The sequence below is a fragment of the Microbulbifer sp. MI-G genome, from assembly GCF_030440425.1.
GTDB lineage: Bacteria > Pseudomonadota > Gammaproteobacteria > Pseudomonadales > Cellvibrionaceae > Microbulbifer > Microbulbifer spongiae.
The window spans coordinates 507,438-524,473 of record NZ_CP098023.1 but is presented as its reverse complement, the minus strand read 5'-3'; the positions used below and the strand labels follow the sequence as shown (position 1 = coordinate 524,473).

15 protein-coding genes are annotated in these 17,036 nt (G+C 54.0%); 10 read left to right on the top strand and 5 right to left on the bottom strand.

The features are described 5' to 3' along the window. The first annotated feature begins 26 nt into the window (after positions 1–26). From M8T91_RS02150 to M8T91_RS02135, 5 genes are all read left to right on the top strand, one after another. Positions 27–1,418 (top strand): sigma-54-dependent transcriptional regulator, encoded by a 1,392-nt coding sequence (locus tag M8T91_RS02150; RefSeq protein ID WP_301416381.1) that lies wholly within the window; start codon positions 27–29, stop codon positions 1,416–1,418. 471 nt (positions 1,419–1,889) lie between these two features. Beyond that, positions 1,890–4,070 carry an FUSC family protein gene (locus tag M8T91_RS02145; protein ID WP_301416380.1) on the top strand — a complete coding sequence of 727 codons (2,181 nt, stop codon included), beginning with the start codon at positions 1,890–1,892 and terminating at the stop codon, positions 4,068–4,070. A 17-nt stretch (positions 4,071–4,087) separates the two neighbouring features. Next, positions 4,088–4,300, top strand: a complete 213-nt coding sequence (locus M8T91_RS18820) for a DUF1656 domain-containing protein (protein WP_367317735.1) — start codon at positions 4,088–4,090, stop codon at positions 4,298–4,300. 26 nt (positions 4,301–4,326) lie between these two features. After that, complete coding sequence (locus tag M8T91_RS02140; RefSeq protein ID WP_301416379.1) at positions 4,327–5,424, top strand: HlyD family secretion protein; 1,098 nt, start codon at positions 4,327–4,329, stop codon at positions 5,422–5,424. Further along, positions 5,402–6,922 carry an efflux transporter outer membrane subunit gene (locus M8T91_RS02135; protein ID WP_301416377.1) on the top strand — a complete coding sequence of 507 codons (1,521 nt, stop codon included), beginning with the start codon at positions 5,402–5,404 and terminating at the stop codon, positions 6,920–6,922. The genes M8T91_RS02140 and M8T91_RS02135 overlap by 23 nt, the downstream gene beginning before the upstream one ends. A 47-nt stretch (positions 6,923–6,969) precedes the next feature. Here the strand turns inward: M8T91_RS02135 and glk are convergent, their stop codons facing one another. The 4 genes from glk to serA all read right to left on the bottom strand — a co-directional run bounded on the left by glk (position 6,970) and on the right by serA (position 10,822). Continuing rightward, positions 6,970–7,932: a glucokinase gene (glk, locus tag M8T91_RS02130; RefSeq protein ID WP_301416375.1), complete on the bottom strand. Its 963-nt coding sequence runs from the start codon at positions 7,930–7,932 to the stop codon at positions 6,970–6,972. Between the two features lie 94 nt (positions 7,933–8,026). Next, positions 8,027–8,335, bottom strand: coding sequence for a DUF1272 domain-containing protein (locus M8T91_RS02125; protein WP_301416373.1), 309 nt, complete (start codon positions 8,333–8,335; stop codon positions 8,027–8,029). A gap of 153 nt (positions 8,336–8,488) precedes the next feature. Then, positions 8,489–9,397 (bottom strand): EamA family transporter RarD, encoded by a 909-nt coding sequence (gene rarD / locus M8T91_RS02120; protein WP_301416371.1) that lies wholly within the window; start codon positions 9,395–9,397, stop codon positions 8,489–8,491. A gap of 177 nt (positions 9,398–9,574) precedes the next feature. After that, positions 9,575–10,822 carry a phosphoglycerate dehydrogenase gene (gene serA / locus M8T91_RS02115; RefSeq protein ID WP_301416370.1) on the bottom strand — a complete coding sequence of 416 codons (1,248 nt, stop codon included), beginning with the start codon at positions 10,820–10,822 and terminating at the stop codon, positions 9,575–9,577. Positions 10,823–11,001: 179 nt separating this feature from the next. Here serA and M8T91_RS02110 point away from each other — a divergent pair, with 179 nt between their 5' ends. The 5 genes from M8T91_RS02110 (at position 11,002) to M8T91_RS02090 (ending at position 15,646) form a co-directional block, all read left to right on the top strand. Continuing rightward, a complete protein-coding gene (locus M8T91_RS02110; RefSeq protein WP_301416368.1) occupies positions 11,002–11,631 on the top strand; it encodes a fumarylacetoacetate hydrolase family protein in 630 nt (209 codons plus the stop codon). A 104-nt stretch (positions 11,632–11,735) separates the two neighbouring features. Continuing rightward, the gene (locus M8T91_RS02105; RefSeq protein WP_436970315.1) at positions 11,736–13,238 is read left to right on the top strand and encodes an aldehyde dehydrogenase; all 1,503 of its coding nucleotides are present in this window, start codon (positions 11,736–11,738) and stop codon (positions 13,236–13,238) included. Between the two features lie 358 nt (positions 13,239–13,596). Further along, on the top strand, positions 13,597–13,995 hold the full coding sequence (locus tag M8T91_RS02100; RefSeq protein ID WP_301416366.1) for a hypothetical protein: 399 nt from the start codon (positions 13,597–13,599) through the stop codon (positions 13,993–13,995). Between the two features lie 254 nt (positions 13,996–14,249). Then, positions 14,250–14,567, top strand: a complete 318-nt coding sequence (locus M8T91_RS02095; protein WP_301416365.1) for a putative signal transducing protein — start codon at positions 14,250–14,252, stop codon at positions 14,565–14,567. 314 nt (positions 14,568–14,881) lie between these two features. Then, positions 14,882–15,646 carry a TerC family protein gene (locus M8T91_RS02090; protein WP_301416363.1) on the top strand — a complete coding sequence of 255 codons (765 nt, stop codon included), beginning with the start codon at positions 14,882–14,884 and terminating at the stop codon, positions 15,644–15,646. Between the two features lie 263 nt (positions 15,647–15,909). Here the strand turns inward: M8T91_RS02090 and M8T91_RS02085 are convergent, their stop codons facing one another. Further along, positions 15,910–16,914, bottom strand: coding sequence for a hypothetical protein (locus M8T91_RS02085; RefSeq protein WP_301416361.1), 1,005 nt, complete (start codon positions 16,912–16,914; stop codon positions 15,910–15,912). Positions 16,915–17,036: the final 122 nt, after the last annotated feature.

Genomic DNA, 17,036 nt, shown 5'->3' with positions numbered 1-17,036 from the left:
AACAAAACAAAAAAGGCCGAGCATTGATGCTACCTTTGGCCCTGGTTGTCGATGATGAACCGGATATCTGTGAACTCCTCTCCCTGACTCTGCAGAGGATGGGGGTGGACTGCCACAGTGCAGCCAATCTCTCAGAGGCAAAGCGCTTCCTGGTCAACAACCGCTATGACTTTTGTCTCACCGATTTACGCCTCCCCGATGGCGATGGGCTGCAACTGGTGGAGTACATTCAAAGCGGTGTCCACCGGGATGTCCCCGTTGCCGTCATCACCGCCCATGGCAATATGGATACCGCTATCAAGGCGCTGAAACTCGGCGCCTTCGATTTTGTCAGCAAACCTGTGGATCTGGAGCGCCTGCGCACCTTGGTCCAGTTGGCGCTGCGCCTGGATCAAAACCGCCACCGCCCGAAGGGTAAAGACGCAGACCAGTTGCTTTTGGGGGAAGCCGAAAACATGCGCAAACTGCGCGAGCAGATTGCCAAAGTCGCCCGCAGTGATGCCCCGGTTTATATCAGCGGGGAGTCTGGCTGCGGAAAAGAATTGGCGGCCCGCGCCATCCACGCCCAGGGTGCCCGCGCCGATAAACCCTTTGTACCTATCAACTGCGGCGCCATCCCGGCTGAGCTGATGGAAAGTGAGTTTTTCGGTCACAAAAAGGGCAGCTTTACCGGTGCCCATAAAGACAACCCGGGACTCATGCAAAGCGCTCAGGGAGGCACCCTGTTTCTGGATGAGGTCGCCGATCTCCCGCTGGATATGCAGGTAAAACTGCTGCGCGCCATTCAAGAGAAGTGTGTACGCCCCATTGGCACCAGCCGGGAGGTCTCCATTGACGTACGCATCTTGAGCGCAACCCATAAAGACCTCGGCAGAGCAGTGAGTGAGGGGCGTTTCCGCAGCGACCTCTACTACCGTATCAACGTGATTGAAATCTCGATCCCTCCCCTGCGCGAGCGCACCGAAGACATCCCGTTACTTGCCGAAGTGATTATGCAACGCATCGCCTCTCACGCCGGCCTTGCCTCCCCGAAACTCAGCCCCGGTGCGCTCTCGACCCTGCAGCAATACCCGTTTCCCGGCAATGTCCGCCAGTTGGAGAATATTCTAGAGCGGGCCCTGACACTGTGTGACAAGCAGGAAATCCGCAGCGACGACCTGCTACTGGCACGGGATGGGCAACCCTTCGAACATGACGCCCCCCCTGCCCAGGCCAACAGGCGTGAAGCCCAGAACCCGGGCCATTTCGATCCCGGTCAATATGCCTCTCTGGATGAATTTCTGCACAGTATTGAGAAAGAAGCGATTGAAAATGCCCTGCTAAAAACCCGCTGGAACCGCACGGCAGCAGCGCAGAAGCTGGGGATCAGTTTCAGGTCGTTGCGATATCGTCTGAAAAAGCTGGGGTTGGAGAGTTAATCCGTATCCGGTGGTGGACACATACACAGGGGCCAAGCGGGTGATTCCCGTCCACCCCTGTGGATTGGCGAATTAATACGCCACAGGAAGGTATACCCCTGCGCAAAGGGCCAGGAGTGCCCTTGCACTCCACAGCGCTCACTGCTATCCCTGCACCTTGCAAAACGCGACGTGTCACCCCTTCACCGGCTGTGACAGTTGGCGGCCCAACCTTCCGATGAGTCGCCTCCCTGATATTGACCGCCAGTATGTTCTTTATTTCACCATACCCCTGGGTCCCAGCCCCTGAAAACGGGCAAAAAGACGGGAGTTTTTATGCCACCTTGCCACTATTTGCGTAGGCAAGTTTGCCCCCTGCTTATGCCATACTCCTGTAGATCTGCCCAATACAATTTCATGTTGTACATTGCTTTCTGTGCCATGGAGTAAAAAGGCGTCGCTGTAGTGTTGAATATAGGGTCGGAGAAAGCTGTGTCCCTTTCACGTAACGCCAAGGAATCCATTAAAGTTGCAGGGGCGCTGGTGATCGCCTACGGAATCGCCCTGAGCCTTAACTGGGACAAACCCTATTGGGCGGGGTTTGCCGTTGCCGTGTGCAGCCAGATCAATCTCGGTCAATCCCTGAGCCGCGTCCTTATGCGGGTCTTCGGTACGCTGCTTGCCCTGCTGGCTGCCTGGATCATTTTCGCCGTGTTTCCTCAGGATCGCTGGCTGTTTATGGTCAGTCTCTCCCTGTGGATTGGCGCTTGTATTTACTTTTTGCAAAGATCCCGCTACGAGTATTTTTGGATCGTCAGCGCCTTTGTTACCCTCGTTCTTTGGAATGCCACCGGCGGCGATTTTACACTGTCATTTGAAAAAGGCATCTTTCGTATACAGGAAACGGTATTGGGGGTTGTTGTCTACAGTCTTGTCGCTGTGCTGATATGGCCCAATCGCAGCCGGGGGGAACTGGATACAGCATCGACCACACTGGCTGCCGCTCAACACCGGTTTGGTACCCGCTGCTTTGCACAATTATACAGTCAAGAAAAAGCAAAAGACCTTTCCCAGCATCGCCTTGAGATCCTGCAAGCGGATACTCGACTGCGCACTGCTGTTGATGACGCCAGTTTCGATAGCTATGAAATCTGGGAGTGCCGTCGACAGTGGCGTCACTATGGTCATCGCGCAACGGCAGTAACGCAGGCGTTGCTGAAGTTGGACGAAAGCCTGGCCCTTTCAAAGCCATTGCGGGTTGCCAGCTTCTTCAAAAATCTGGAGGATTTGATTGAGGAACTCAATCGCCGTTTGACACAGTTGCAGCTGTATTTTTCTGAAGGAAAAACCGTCGAAATTCCAATTAAAAATAAGCTTGAATTACAGCTTGATCGTGTAAAAACCCTATCTACTTTTGACGCTGCAGCGTTAACCGTAACCTACCAAAAACTGAGAGAGCTGGAACTGAAAACACGCTCTCTGGTGACCTCGGTACAAGATATTCATACATTCGGACATTCCTATCTGGACTATCCAAGCGAGGTTAAAACACGTTGGCTTGACATACTAATGCCTGATCCGGATCGAATCGCCAGCGTTCTTCGCGTGGTTGTGGCAATATGGATCGCCTATCTGGCGTATATCTTTGTACCCGATATGATCGGTGGGCTACTGGTGGTTACCCTCACCGGAGTTCTCGGCAGCTTACTTTCCACCAGCCCAATGACAAGCCTGTCTACGACCTGTTTGTATACTGTCACAGCCTGCATAATTTCCGCCCCGTTTTACTTTTTCTTGCTGCCAAAATTATCCAGTTATTACATGCTTGGATCATTTATATTCATTTTCTTTTTCGGTGTTAGCTTTATCACACTAGAGTTTTTTGAAGACCAGCCTTTAGTAAGGATGGTAATGCTTCTCTTTCCTAACAATGTGTTCAATTTAACCAATACCCAGACTTACGATTTTATAAACTATGCAAATTTACTGTTTTCCGTGCCGATAATATTTGCAATATTAGCCATTTCAAAGAACATACCCTTTTCATTACGACCAGAAAATAAATTTAAGCAAACCATAAAGCGATTTTTTCATAGTGCAGCGTATCTGATATCTACAGGAGCATTCAAGAACAATAAAAAATCCCTGTTTTTTCACCGATTGATTTCCATGTATCACATCAATATAGTTATAACAACACCGAAAAACATTCAATACTGGAGAAGTGGTTTAGATATAACTGATAGAAAAGGAATATCGGAAATTCAACTTCGAAAAATTACAAAGCTTGTGATACTGGCCAGCAATCAAATTAAAATACTGTATAAAATTGACAACATGAAAAATCCTCTCAACCCTCCAAGGAAGATAACTCAGGAAGTGTTGAAGTGGAGATCCGCTACAAGAAAGCTACTGCTCTATCTTTCCGGTTATAAACACAATATAGATTTTGAGACCTTGGAAGAAAAAAACAAAGAACTTTTCAAAAAAGAAATATTTGACACAAACCAATTAATCCCAAAAGAAAAGGATACATTGCCAACAGAAGAGGAAATTGTGAAATTTTTATACTTTTTGGGAGTTTCAACCTATATAAACAGCTATTTGACAGAATTTTTCAATACAATGAAAACCATTGACTGGAGACGTTTTTGTGAAAACAGATTACTTTAAACCATTCAGGGCTTGAAATGCTCATAGTGCCGCACGAATTGTCGATAGGAGAAATATACTTTTCTCCACTTCTGATGTCGGGTCTGCTCGGCATAGTGGCCGCACTATTAACTGCACGTCTTTTGGATCGCTACCGAATTTCCCGATATTTTGCCAATCCCCCCGCTGTCGTCATTGCGATTAGTATTATCTACACCATCCTCATAGGAACGTTCTTTGTGGGGATATAATAATGCAGTACTCCAGGAAATATATTTTGACAGGCAGTGTGGTTTTCATTGCCCTATTTATGATCATCCTGCAGTTGTGGAAGTATCTGCAAAACCCCTGGACCAGGGATGGCAAAGTACAGGCAAAGATTGTACAGGTAACACCCAGGGTGTCCGGTCAGATTGTAGAGTTGCCGGTCAGGAACAATCAATTCGTCAATGCGGGAGATCTTCTGTTCCAGATTGATCCCAGGACCTACGAGGCCACTCTGGCAGAAGTCAGAGCGGAATACGAAGAGGCCATCGACACCTATAAAGCGCAAAGACAGAATGTGCTGGCCTTTGAAGCGAAACTGCGCGAATCCATGGCTGCAATAGACCAGGCACAGAGCAACATCAAGGCACTGGATGCCGAGATTGTAAAAGCCAAGGCGGAGTTCGAGCGTCAAAAGGAGTTGCTGCCGCTGCGCGCCACATCGCAGAAATCTCTTGAGGCTGCCCAGGCCGAATACGATTCCGCTGTGGAGTACCGCCAGGGTGCCGAAGCGGCACTTGTGGAGGCCATGCACACTTTGGAACAGTCACAGGCAGAACTGGAGCAGGCGCGTGCACAGCTGGGTGCTCTGGGGGATAAAAATCCAGGGATTCGCGCTGCACTGGCCATAGTGCGCCAAGCCGAGCTGAACCTGGAATATACCACTGTTATCGCACCGGTTACCGGTTATGTGACCAACATAGATTTTCGCTACGGGGATCAGGCGGTCGCCAACAAGCCGGCTATGTCCGTTGTAGATATCAACAGCTTTTGGGTGGACGGTTATTTTCGCGAAACCTTTATTCGCAGAATAGCCCCCGGGGACCGCGCCATCGTCACCTTGCTGGCCTACCCCGACACTCCCCTGGAGGGCTATGTGGAAAGTATTGGCTGGGGCATCGCACAACAGGATGGAACCGCTGGCAACGATCTGCTGCCCCAGATCAACCCCACCTTTGACTGGATTCGCCTGGCACAGCGGATACCTGTGAGAGTTTACCTGACCAACACCCCTGCTTCCGTAAAACTTCGAGTCGGGTTTACCAGCTCTGTGCTCGTGATGAGTGGTACCGCGGACGCCAGACAAAATGCAACGGTGCACACCCCCTAAGCGGGAGCATTGCGGGGCGCTGCGCCTCCCGTTGCTCGCCACTGTACTGGCAGTCATCGCAGGTTACGGTTGCACCCTCGGTCCGGACTACCAGCCTCCCCCGGTCAGTATCGAGCAAGAGTGGCTATACCAACACGACACACGCATAGAGAGCCTCAATGCCGTCAACCCCCTCTGGTGGCAGTCGGCCTTTTCCGATGCCGCCCTGGACGAACTGGTCGCCCTGGCGATAGATAACAATCTGGAATTGAGATCAGCCGCCTTGAGGGCATTGCAGGCCCAACAACTACTGGCCATTGCCATCGGCAATCAATACCCACAAGTACAGGAAATTGTCGGCGTCGCCGACCGTTCAAAAGGTTCATTTGAGCCCGGTGTTGTCCAGAGTGAATACACCCTGGATTTTAATCTGAGCTGGGAACTGGACATGTGGGGACAATTCAAACGCCTGGTGAAATCCGCAGCTGCGGATCTTGAAGCCAGTATGGCCGAATATGACGGTGTCCTGGTTTCCATCGTTGCCCAGGTAGCACAGACATATATCAATATCCGCACCGCCCAGAGACGCCTGGTGGTTGCGCGGGAAAATATTCGTTTACAGAGAGAGAGCCTCAGAATCGCCGAGGTAAAATTTCAAGCGGGAGAGGTCAGTGCACTCGATGCGGAACAGGCTCAGGCGTTGCTGAGCAATACCCAGGCCACTGTCCCGAGACTGGAAGTTACCCTGCAGCAGCTTAAAAACACCCTCGCGGTACTGCTTGGCATGCCGCCGCACAACCTCAATTATCTTTTGGGCGAATTTTCAATGATCCCCAGCGTTCCGGCCCGTATTGCGATTGGCATGCCACAGGACCTCCTGCGCCAGCGCCCCGATATCCGCCAGGCGGAGCGTCTGCTCGCTGCGCAGGGAGAGCAAATTGGCGTTGCCAGAGCCGAGCTCTACCCCGCTCTCTCAATCGGTGGTTCCGTTGGCACGATTAAGATACAGGACGGACCCTTTGAAGGCTCCAGCGGAGCCTGGGATTTATTTGTGCAATTTCAATGGAACATCTTCAACTATGGGCGTCTTAAAAGCAATGTGCGTTTACAGGATGCCACTTTCCAGCAGCTCCTCGCAGACTACCAACAGACAGTGCTGCTGGCTCAGGCCGATGTGGAAAATGCCATCGTTGCCTACCTGAAATCACAGGAAGAACTGACTTACTACGAAACCGCGGCACAGGCTTCCAAGGAATCGGTCAGGCTCTCGCTGTCCCAGTACACCAATGGCCTGGTAGAATTTAATACCGTTATCAATACCCTGACTTCGGATGTCCAGCAGCAGGATCTACTGGCGTTTACACAGGGCATAGTGGCTGCCAACCTGGTACAGGTTTATCTGTCACTGGGCGGTGGCTGGCAGATACGGGAAGATCGCCCGCCTGTTGATTTACTGCCAGAGGCCGTAAAAGAGGAAATGCTCCGGCGCACGCACTACTGGGACAAGATCATCGAATAGCCTGCCCGCTCCCAACCGCACAAGTGGCGGTACTGTATTACAACAACTCAACCCTCAAGCTGCACAGCGGCACCGATCAGTGCCTGGTAACCGGTGTTGAGGGCATAGACGGGAACCGCCTCCATCCATTTGGCAACCCTTCCCTTGCTGAGAAAGCGGTGCTCGAATGCACTCTCCGGCAGCAATTGTGCGATTCTGGGCAGTATGCCCCCACCGAGGAAGACGCCACCACGGGCACCCAGGTATAACGCTGTATCCCCGGCGGCACTGCCGAGGAAATTGAGGAAGTCCAGCAGGGTTTCCCGGCACAGGGGATCGGAGCCTTCCAGGCCCCGCGCACTCACATCCGGCGGCGTCAGATATTCAGGGGTTTGCCCATTCAGCACACACACGGCGCGATAGAGGTTGACCAGCCCGCTGCCGGACAAGACCCACTCATTGAACACCGGGGTACGCTTTTGCATCAGAATCTGCAGCAGTTGCAGCTCCCGCTGGGTGGAAACAGTCAGGTTGGCGTGACCGCCCTCACCTGCGAGCACATGATAGCGGCCATCCGCCTCGGCGAGACCGGCTACGCCCAGACCGGTTCCCGGGCCCAGCACCGCCATTGGCGCGCCCGGTACACGGGGTACATCGCGCAGCACGGAGTAATCCGTGCAGGAAAGACGCGGCAGGGACTGGGCCAGTGCGGCGAAATCATTGATCAGTTCCAGGTGCGTGAACGAGAACGCCTTTGCCAGCTCTCCCGCATCAATGCGCCAGCCGAGGTTGGTCATATATACACTGCTGCCGGAGGGGGTTCGCTCCAGGGGGCCGGCGGCGGCGATACAGGCTTTTTCGGGCCTGGGCTGCGCCAACCCTTCCAGCCAGTACCGCAAGGCGGCATCAAAGCAGTCAAACCGCTTGCAATCCACCACTTCAAGCGCCTCCAGGCGATAGCTTTCCGCCACGGGTTTGGCAATCGCAAAACGGGCGTTGGTGCCGCCGATGTCCGCTACGATACTCGTCATAGTTACCCCTGTGAGATCCCCAAAAAAAACGATATAAATTACGGTGTCTGAAACAATAATGCCAGCGGCAATCGCCCCCAGGGGTTCCTCACCATCAGCGCACCTGCGGGGCGATAGCCTGTAGGGTCGCAGCAAACGCCCGCATCTCTTCCCTGCTGTATTTTGAGTACACTCTTTTTTTGGTTGCAGGCTGGAAGGCAATGCTCACACCGGCGCGCCTGGCTATATGCGGGCGAATCGGACGGGAACAAAAACCGCCGCCGCAATTGGGACAGACATTCAGCAACACCTGCTCAACACAGGCACTGCAAAAAGTACATTCATAAGAGCAGATCATCGCTTCGGGCGAATTGGCCGGCAGATCCCTATCACAACACTCGCAATTTGGCCTCAGTGCCAACATCCGGAGCCCTCCTTATGGCAATGTATCCGTCCTCCCGACATGCAGCCGGTTGCCGGGAGAAAGCAGTACAGGGGAGGACCAGTCACTGCAGAGCGGCGGTGCTTATCCCGCAGCCCGCTCTCCCCTGAACCCGTTATCGCAGGCTGCCGTGCATTAAAGGGCCACCTTACCCTGTAAATACAGTTTGCGGCGCTGCGCCAGGGCATCGATTGTGTAGAGTATGAGCCCGAGCCACACCAGCATAAAGGTGATAAGTTTGCCCTCGCGGAAGGGCTCACCCAGAACCTGGGTGGCAATCACCAGCATCAGCGTCGGGGCGATATACTGCAGAAAACCTACGGTGGACAGATTCAGCCTGCGCGCGGCAATGGTAAACAGGAGCAGGGGCATCAGAGTGACGGGGCCGGCCAACACCAGCAGGCTATTCAGCGCCCAACTGTTGTGCAGCAGGTTACTGGTGGGGCTGTCACTGCATACCAGATAAAATAGCGCCACCGGCAGCATATACAGGGTTTCGACCGCAAGGCCAGTGAGGCTCTCAACCGGGGCGCGTTTGCGCACCAATCCATACAGGGCAAAGGTTCCGGCGAGGAACAGGGCGATCACCGGTACCCGGCCAAACTGCCAGAGTTCGTAGGCAATACCTGTCGTTGCCAGCGCTACCGCCAACCATTGCAGACGCCTTAACTTCTCACCCAAAAACAGCACACCAAGGACGATATTGAGCAGGGGATTGATGTAATAGCCGAGGCTGCTCTCCAGCAGGTGACCGTTATTAATCGCCCAGATAAAGACCAGCCAGTTGCTGCCGATCAACAGCGCGGTCAGGGCCAGCATACGCATTTTCCCGCCATTGCGCAGGGTATTGGCCAGATCCGGCAGCCGGTGAACCAAAGCCAGAATCAGCAGGGCCAGAACCAGTGACCAGACACTGCGGTGTGCAAGGATTTCCGCTGCCGGAATCCCCTCCAACAGGTGGAAATAGAGTGGTGCCAGCCCCCAAATGAAAAAGGCAGCGACGCCGGCGAGCAGGCCGGTAGTGGCGGAATCCTGATGACGCAAGGGAACACTCGCAATGGAAAAGTGAAATGCCAAACCAGGGGATGCACGGGAAGCGCAGCGCCTAGTGCAGGACCAACAGAATAGGAAACCCTATTGTAGAGGTAGTTGCCAGGCGGGATCAATCACTTTGGTCGTTGGTCCACCTGGCAACCAAGTCCGGATTGCCGGGTAAACGGCTTAAAAAAGTCTTCGGCAGCGCAAGGTGCCGGGGATATTTTTCAGTTTCCCCAGGGCCAGGTTCGAGTACTCCGCATCCACGTCGATCACCACGTATCCCAGGGTCTCGTTGGTCTGCAGGAATTGGGCGGAGATATTGATGGCGTTTTCAGAAAACACCTGGTTGATGGCGCTCATTACACCGGGCACATTTTCGTGGATATGCAACAGTCGGTGCGCACCGGGATGGCTGGGCAGTGCCACTTCGGGAAAATTCACCGAACTGGTTGTGGTGCCATTGTCGGAGTAGTGTGCCAGCTTTTCCGATACTTCGGTGCCGATGTTTTCCTGGGCTTCCACGGTAGAACCACCCACATGGGGCGTCAGCAGGGCATTGTCGATATGGCGCAGGGGAGAGATAAACTCTTCCGCATTACTGCGCGGCTCCAGCGGGAAAACATCGATGGCAGCGCCGGCCAAGTGCCTGCTGTTCAGCGCCTGCGCCAGTGCGTCAATGTCCACCACACTACCGCGGGAGGCATTGAGCAGAATAGCCCCTGGCTTCATCTGAGCGATCTGTTGTGCACCGATCATCATTCTGGTGGAAGGCAGTTCGGGCACATGCAGTGACACCACATCCGATTCCCGCAACAGCGCCTCCAGGGAAGCGACCTGAGTGGCATTGCCCAGGGGCAGCTTGGTGACGACATCGTGGAACTTCACCCGCATGCCCATGGCTTCCGCCATCACGGAAACCTGAGAACCAATGGCGCCGTAACCGATAATTCCCATCGTCTTGCCGCGGGCCTCAAAAGCGCCACTGGCAGACTTGAGCCAACCACCGCGGTGGCATACAGCGTTCTTCTCCGGAATGCCCCGCAGCATGAGAATGGCCTCAGCGATCATCAGTTCGGCCACACTGCGGGTATTGGAATAAGGGGCGTTAAATACGGCAATGCCCAGCGCCGTAGCAGCCTGCAGGTCCACCTGGTTGGTACCGATGCAGAAACAGCCAACAGCCACCAGTTTGGGAGCACTCTGCAGTATCTTGCGGGTAAGCTGGGTGCGGGAGCGGATACCGATAAAGTGCACATCGGCAATCTTTTCAATCAATTGCTCCTGGGGCAGTGCCGTTTTTACGTATTCCACATTGGTGTAGCCGCGGGAAGCGAGCAGATCCACAGCGGACTGGTGCACGCCCTCCAGCAGCAGGATACGAATCTTGTCTTTTTGCAGGGACTTTCTTTGATTGGGATTATGTGGAGCCATAAACTATCTCTTCACCGGGTGTGAATAGGGCGCGCACTCTTGTTGGGCGCTGCTTGATTGCCCGGCGCCAGGCAAAAGCGCGATCATAGCACAGGCGGCTTATATCGCTTTATTCGAAATTTCTATCCTAACTATTTTGTTTGTCTATGTATCAACACCAGTTTACCTGTGGCCGCTCGATGCCATTCCCATTGGGCAAGATCGTGTGCGTGGGGCGCAATTACGCCAGCCACGCCGCGGAACTCAATAATCCTGTGCCCGAGGAACCCCTGCTGTTTATCAAGCCGGCCACCGCCGCTGTGGATATACGCCAACCTCTTCACCTGCCGGAGGGGCGCGGCAGCTGTCATTTTGAAGGGGAACTGGCGCTGCTGATCGGCAAGCGGCTGTGCGGTGCCAATACCGATGAGTTCCCTGCGGCGGTGGCGGGGCTGGGGCTGGGGCTGGATTTGACACTGCGCACACTGCAGGCGCAGTTGAAGAAGGCCGGGCATCCCTGGGAGAAGGCCAAGGGGTTTGATCACTCCTGCCCCCTGTCTCCCTTTGTCCGGCTGGACTCGCTACCGGACTGGGATGCACTCAACTACGCGCTCTGGCTGAACGGCGAGCTGCGCCAGCGCGGTCTGACCCGGCAAATGCTCACACCGATTCCCGACCTGGTGGCCTACATCAGCAGCCACTTTACCCTGGAGCCCGGCGATGTGGTGTTGACCGGCACCCCGTCGGGGGTTGGTGCGCTGCATCGCGGTGACAGGATCACCATGCAGTTGCAGGAGAACTGGCTGCAGGTGGAAACCCGCGTGGCCTGAACCCCGGGGGTGTCTGCCAGCAGATGCCCTTTGATTTGTGATCACATTTTCGATATAACCCGGACAAATTCCAACCCAAGCAAAAAGCAAGGTGTACTGTGTCAGTGCAAAATACCAAGCCCCAAAACCTTCAGGAATGGCAGGCCCTGGCGACCTCTGTGAAAATCGAGGGGCGCGCGTTTATCAATGGCCGCTATGTCGATGCCCTCTCCGGTAACACCCGCACAACCCACAATCCCGCCAATGGCGAGGCACTGGCACAGATTGCCTGCTGTGGTCCCGAGGACGCGGATCTGGCGGTACATGTGGCGCGCGAGACTTTTGAATCCGGTACCTGGTCGACAATGCCGCCTACAGAACGCAAGAAAGTGCTGGTGCGCTTCGCCGAACTGATCGAGGCGCACCGGGTGGAAATTGCCCTGCTGGAAAGCCTGGATGCCGGTAAACCCATTGCTGATGCCATGGCAGTGGATGTCCCCGGCGCGGCCACCACTATCCGCTGGAGTGGCGAAGCCATCGACAAGCTCTACGACGAGGTGGCACCCACAGGCCCCGGTGCGCTGGGCCTGATTACCCGTATGCCCCTGGGGGTGGTGGCGGCAATTGTGCCCTGGAACTTCCCCCTGTCCACTACCGCCTGGAAGCTGGGCCCGGCACTGGCCACCGGCAATAGCGTGATCTTGAAACCCGCCTCCAGTACCCCGCTCACCGCCATCAAACTGGCCGGGCTGGCCAGGGCAGCGGGGCTGCCGGACGGCGTGCTGAATGTACTGCCGGGGCCGGGCAGCAGCCTGGGCAAGGCACTGGGCCTGCACATGGATATCGACTGTCTCACGTTTACCGGCTCCACCGCGGTGGGCAAGACCCTCACCGGGTACGCCGGCCAATCGAATCTGAAACGCACTTTTCTGGAACTGGGAGGCAAAAGCCCCAATATCGTTTTTGCCGATGCGGATCTGGACAGGGCCGCCGAAGCGGCGGCAATGGCCATCTTCTACAACCAGGGCGAAACCTGCACCGCCGGCTCGCGCCTGCTGGTGGAAAAGCGTATCGCTGAGGTGTTTACCGAAAAGGTACGCAAAGCCGCCCGGCACTTCAAACCCGGCCACCCCCAGGACCCGAATACCGCAATGGGGGCACTGATCGACCGCAGCCAGTCTGACACTGTGGCGTATTACGTTGCAAAAGGTCTGGAGCAGGGTGCCCAGTTGGTGTGTGGCGGCAGGCCCGTGGAAGCGGTCGCGGGGGGGTACTATTTCGAGCCCACGGTTTTTCGCGGCGTGACTGGCGATATGACCATTGCCCGCGAGGAGATCTTCGGACCGGTGTTGTCAGTCATGGAGTTTGAGAGCGAAGCGGAAGCCCTCGCCATTGCCAATGACTCCATCTACGGACTGGCTGCGGGTATCTGGACCAACAACCTGGGCCGCGCCCACCGCCTGGCCCGCGATATCCGTGCGGGCTCCGTGTGGGTAAACAACTACTTTGGCGGCGATATCACTGTGCCCTTCGGCGGTTTCAAGCAGTCCGGCAACGGTCGCGACAAATCCCTGCACGCGCTGGACAAGTACTGCGAGCTGAAATCCACCTGGATTGATCTGGGCTGAAGCGCACCCGATCAACCCCCGGTCCGGGCCGGGTTTTCGGCTATTGGCGCCACAGAGTGGTGGTGCCGCGGGCCGGTATAAGCCCGGCTGAACAGGCAACATTGCACCGCTGCCTCTGATAACAGAGGCGCTGCCCAACTGGCCTATTGAAGACCCGTTTCCCATCGCACGCACAACCGGGCTCGGTCCTGTTGGCTTATCCCGCATCCACCCGCAAACGGCGCACGAACGCTTTTTCTGGCGTGAATTACCGAGTCAGCTATACCTAACATATTGCCCCTTGCAAAAAAGCGATGGCGACATGCCCAGTGGTGCGGGTTGTGATCCCGCGAAGTCAACTGCGTGTGGGAGAACCAGGGTGAAAAGCATCCTCCTGTTTTTGGTATTCCTGAGCATCGGTGGATTGACACCGGTACAGGCAGCGGAGACCCCAGCGCTCGGAGAGATAGCGGGTCTGCTGTATACCGGACAGGGCCACTCGAACACCTCCCGCACGGGTACCGCACAGATTCACCCCAGGGAGTGGGTTCAGCTATTGGTCAACCACGGCGACATCGTGGAAAAAGGCCAGCGCCTGGCGGTGTACAAAAGTTCCAAGGGCCGGGCTGTTATTGAATATATCGCCAGCCGCTCGGGCAGGGTCATGGTGCATAGCCGGGCCGCTCTCGACTCTCTGGATACCATTCTGGAAATTATCACGGTATCTCATGAGGATTACTGCGCAGTGGAGGACTGCACCCTGGCCGAACCGGAATAACAAGTCATTTTGTCCCGGTTTTCTGCCTGGCCCATCAATCTGGCAGGGTTATTTCAAGCGCCGTTTTGTTACACTGGCAACCAGACAGACAGGCGGGTTGTCAATTAGCACAGGCGGGCACCGCCCAGGGCCATGCCCCGGATGCTTCCTTAAAATACCGGTCACAGCACCTTCTGTAAGACCCTGTTTTTCGCAACAGCAATCCAGCCGTCTACACCAGCACTTGTTGATTGCCATGGGCCTGCGCCCTTTTTATGATGAAACTGATCTACACCCACGAAAACCGCCTGTTGGTCGAATTGGCAAAGAGCCGCCTTGAGGTGGCCGGTATCCCGGTATTCCTGAAAAACGCGTTTGCCCAGGGGGCATCCGGGGAACTGGCCCCCAACCAGGTCTGGCCGGAACTGTGGCTGGAACGGGATCGTGACTTCGAGCATGCAAGGCGTCTGCTGGAGGATGTCGAAACAGGCCAGGGCTGGCCCTGTCCGGTCTGTGGCGAAGAGAACGGAGCCGCATTTGATTTTTGCTGGCAGTGTGGCGGCACCCGGCCGACAACACAAACGCCACGCTAGAGGCGGGCCCCTAAGCAGAGCCCCAGGTATGGGATCCGGAAGTCACACCAGGGCCTGGCGGCGCCAAGGCGAATAGAATAACGGCGCAAACAACGCACCTGCCTATTGTTTAAATACCACCACCAAACAAGTTAAGTGCCCGCCTCTTTGTTATCGTTCCTGAAAGAGCACAGCCTCTACGCCGCGCCGCCGCCACCCCTCAGGGAATTGGGCCAACTTGTGCCTGCTGCGGCATTTCCCCCCCGTTGTGCTAAGCTGGCCGCCGGCAAAATTACTAGCGATTCAGTCTCCGCATTCAAAAAAGGCACGCTTTTATGTTCGAGTGGGTAGTCAACCCGGAAGCCTGGGTTGCGTTGGGCACCCTGGCCGCGCTGGAAATAGTGCTGGGCATAGACAACATTATCTTTATCTCCATTCTCGTCGGCCGGCTGCCGGCAAGGCAGCGGGAATTTGCACGCTTTATTGGCCTGACCCTGGCTATGGTCACCCGCCTGGCACTGTTGTTCTCCATCGTTTGGATCATGGGGCTGGTGGAACCCCTGTTCAGCCTGTTTGGAATGGAAATATCCGGACGCGATATCATTTTGGTTGGAGGTGGCCTGTTTTTGATCGGCAAGGCAACCCACGAAATCCACAACAGTCTTGAGGGAACAGAGACTGACGCCGCGGCCCTGGGCAGCGCCGGCTTTGGCATAGTGCTCTTGCAGATTGCGCTTTTGGATATTGTCTTCTCGCTGGATTCGGTTATCACCGCCGTGGGACTGGTGGATGAGATCTCCATTATGGCGATTGCCATTGTGCTGGCTGTTGCTGTGATGCTGGTTGCGGCCAAACCCATTGGCGATTTTGTCGATCGGCACCCAACGGTGAAGATTCTGGCCCTGGCGTTTCTTATTATGGTAGGCCTGACCCTGGTGGTGGAAGGCTTTGATGTGCATGTACCCAAAGGGTATATTTATTTTGCCATGGCTTTTTCCATGATGGTGGAGATGCTCAACCTGCGCCTGCGCAGCAAGAAGGAGCGGCAGGCCCCGCCGGTCAGGCTACACCACAGGCTACGCAACGACAGCGGGGAATAAGGGGCAATGGTCTGCCACTGGCCATTGGGCGGGATCGCCGTTTGGCACCCCGCCCTGTGTCGGCAGCCTGGCTCTCTTTTATTTGACGAATTTACACTCCCAAATGGCAAAAAAATTGCTAGCACCCAAAAATCATGATGGCCTGGACCTGAGGTTTCTAGGAGATAGTGAGGCACCTACTTTTTATGGGTAACTTGGAAACATAACACTTAGCTAAAGCGCCGCAGCATGCGGTCGCTTTTAAGCGCCTTGTTAGCAATGGCTTAATAGTATTTTACGTTGTTCGATGTTCTCAATCTTGGGCTACTTAGTGGTCCACAATAATTGTCGTCTTCTCGTATATCAAAAACCTTAATTGCTCCACCATAACCGCCATATAGATAATTGCTACGAAATACATTGCCAATGGACGGGCATTCTCCAGTTGATTTTGTGCATCCCCCAGGATTACTGCCATCTAGGTTCCATCCTCTAGTGTCAGCATTACAGTACCACCCTTGATAAAAAGCAATTCGCCCAGATGAATAAAAGCGATTATCAGCCATGTAATTATAGTTTGATTCATCTCTGACCTTTATTGGGTCCCCGTTGATACGTAGGAAACGATTTCTTAAAACCTCATTATGCGACGAGTAATGAGCAAAATATATTGCATGAATTGCAGATGCACCTGCCGAATTGTTCAAAATATCTACAAAGTGCGTGTTAGCAATTGAGTTACTGCGAGAGTTTACAAAACGTACAGCGGCTGTAGAGTTTCCAAAATTAGTATACTTTCCTCCGATCCTATAAAAAAACATGCCATACAATTCATTTTCCGAGTTCCAATTACTCACGTAATTCCTTTTACCCTCAAACGACATGGCCGTGTGATAATTTTGGACTTTAATATATCTAAACTTCAGTTTACTCGATGACCTATTTGATTTACTTAATGTAAACCAAGTGTTTATATTGCCGCCTCCATCAAAGACAGGTCTTTCATTTGTGAAATTGACAGGTGTAAATGTAATTGAGTGGCCATTAGTATAGGTCCAAAAAACTGACTGATGATAGTAAGTTCCTTGATTTATGTGGATCTCTACGGGTAGGCCGGAGTTGTATAATTCAAGAACATCTTGGGCTCGCGAGAGGGTTTTTATGGGGTAGGAATTTGTAAGTCCTTCATTATAGTCATTTCCTGAGGGGGAAATAAAAATCTTGAAAGAGCCCTCAGAATAAGAATTATTGCTCCATAAAACTATAAAAAATAATACTATAAACTTCATTGCTTCTCCTTTAATTACTTGAGTATTAATAACGCCGCTGTCACAGGCGGCTAGCGCAGCGGCCGGTGTAGGCAGTCTTGTTAAGTGCTAATAATAACACTGGTTAGAAACCACTCTTTGTT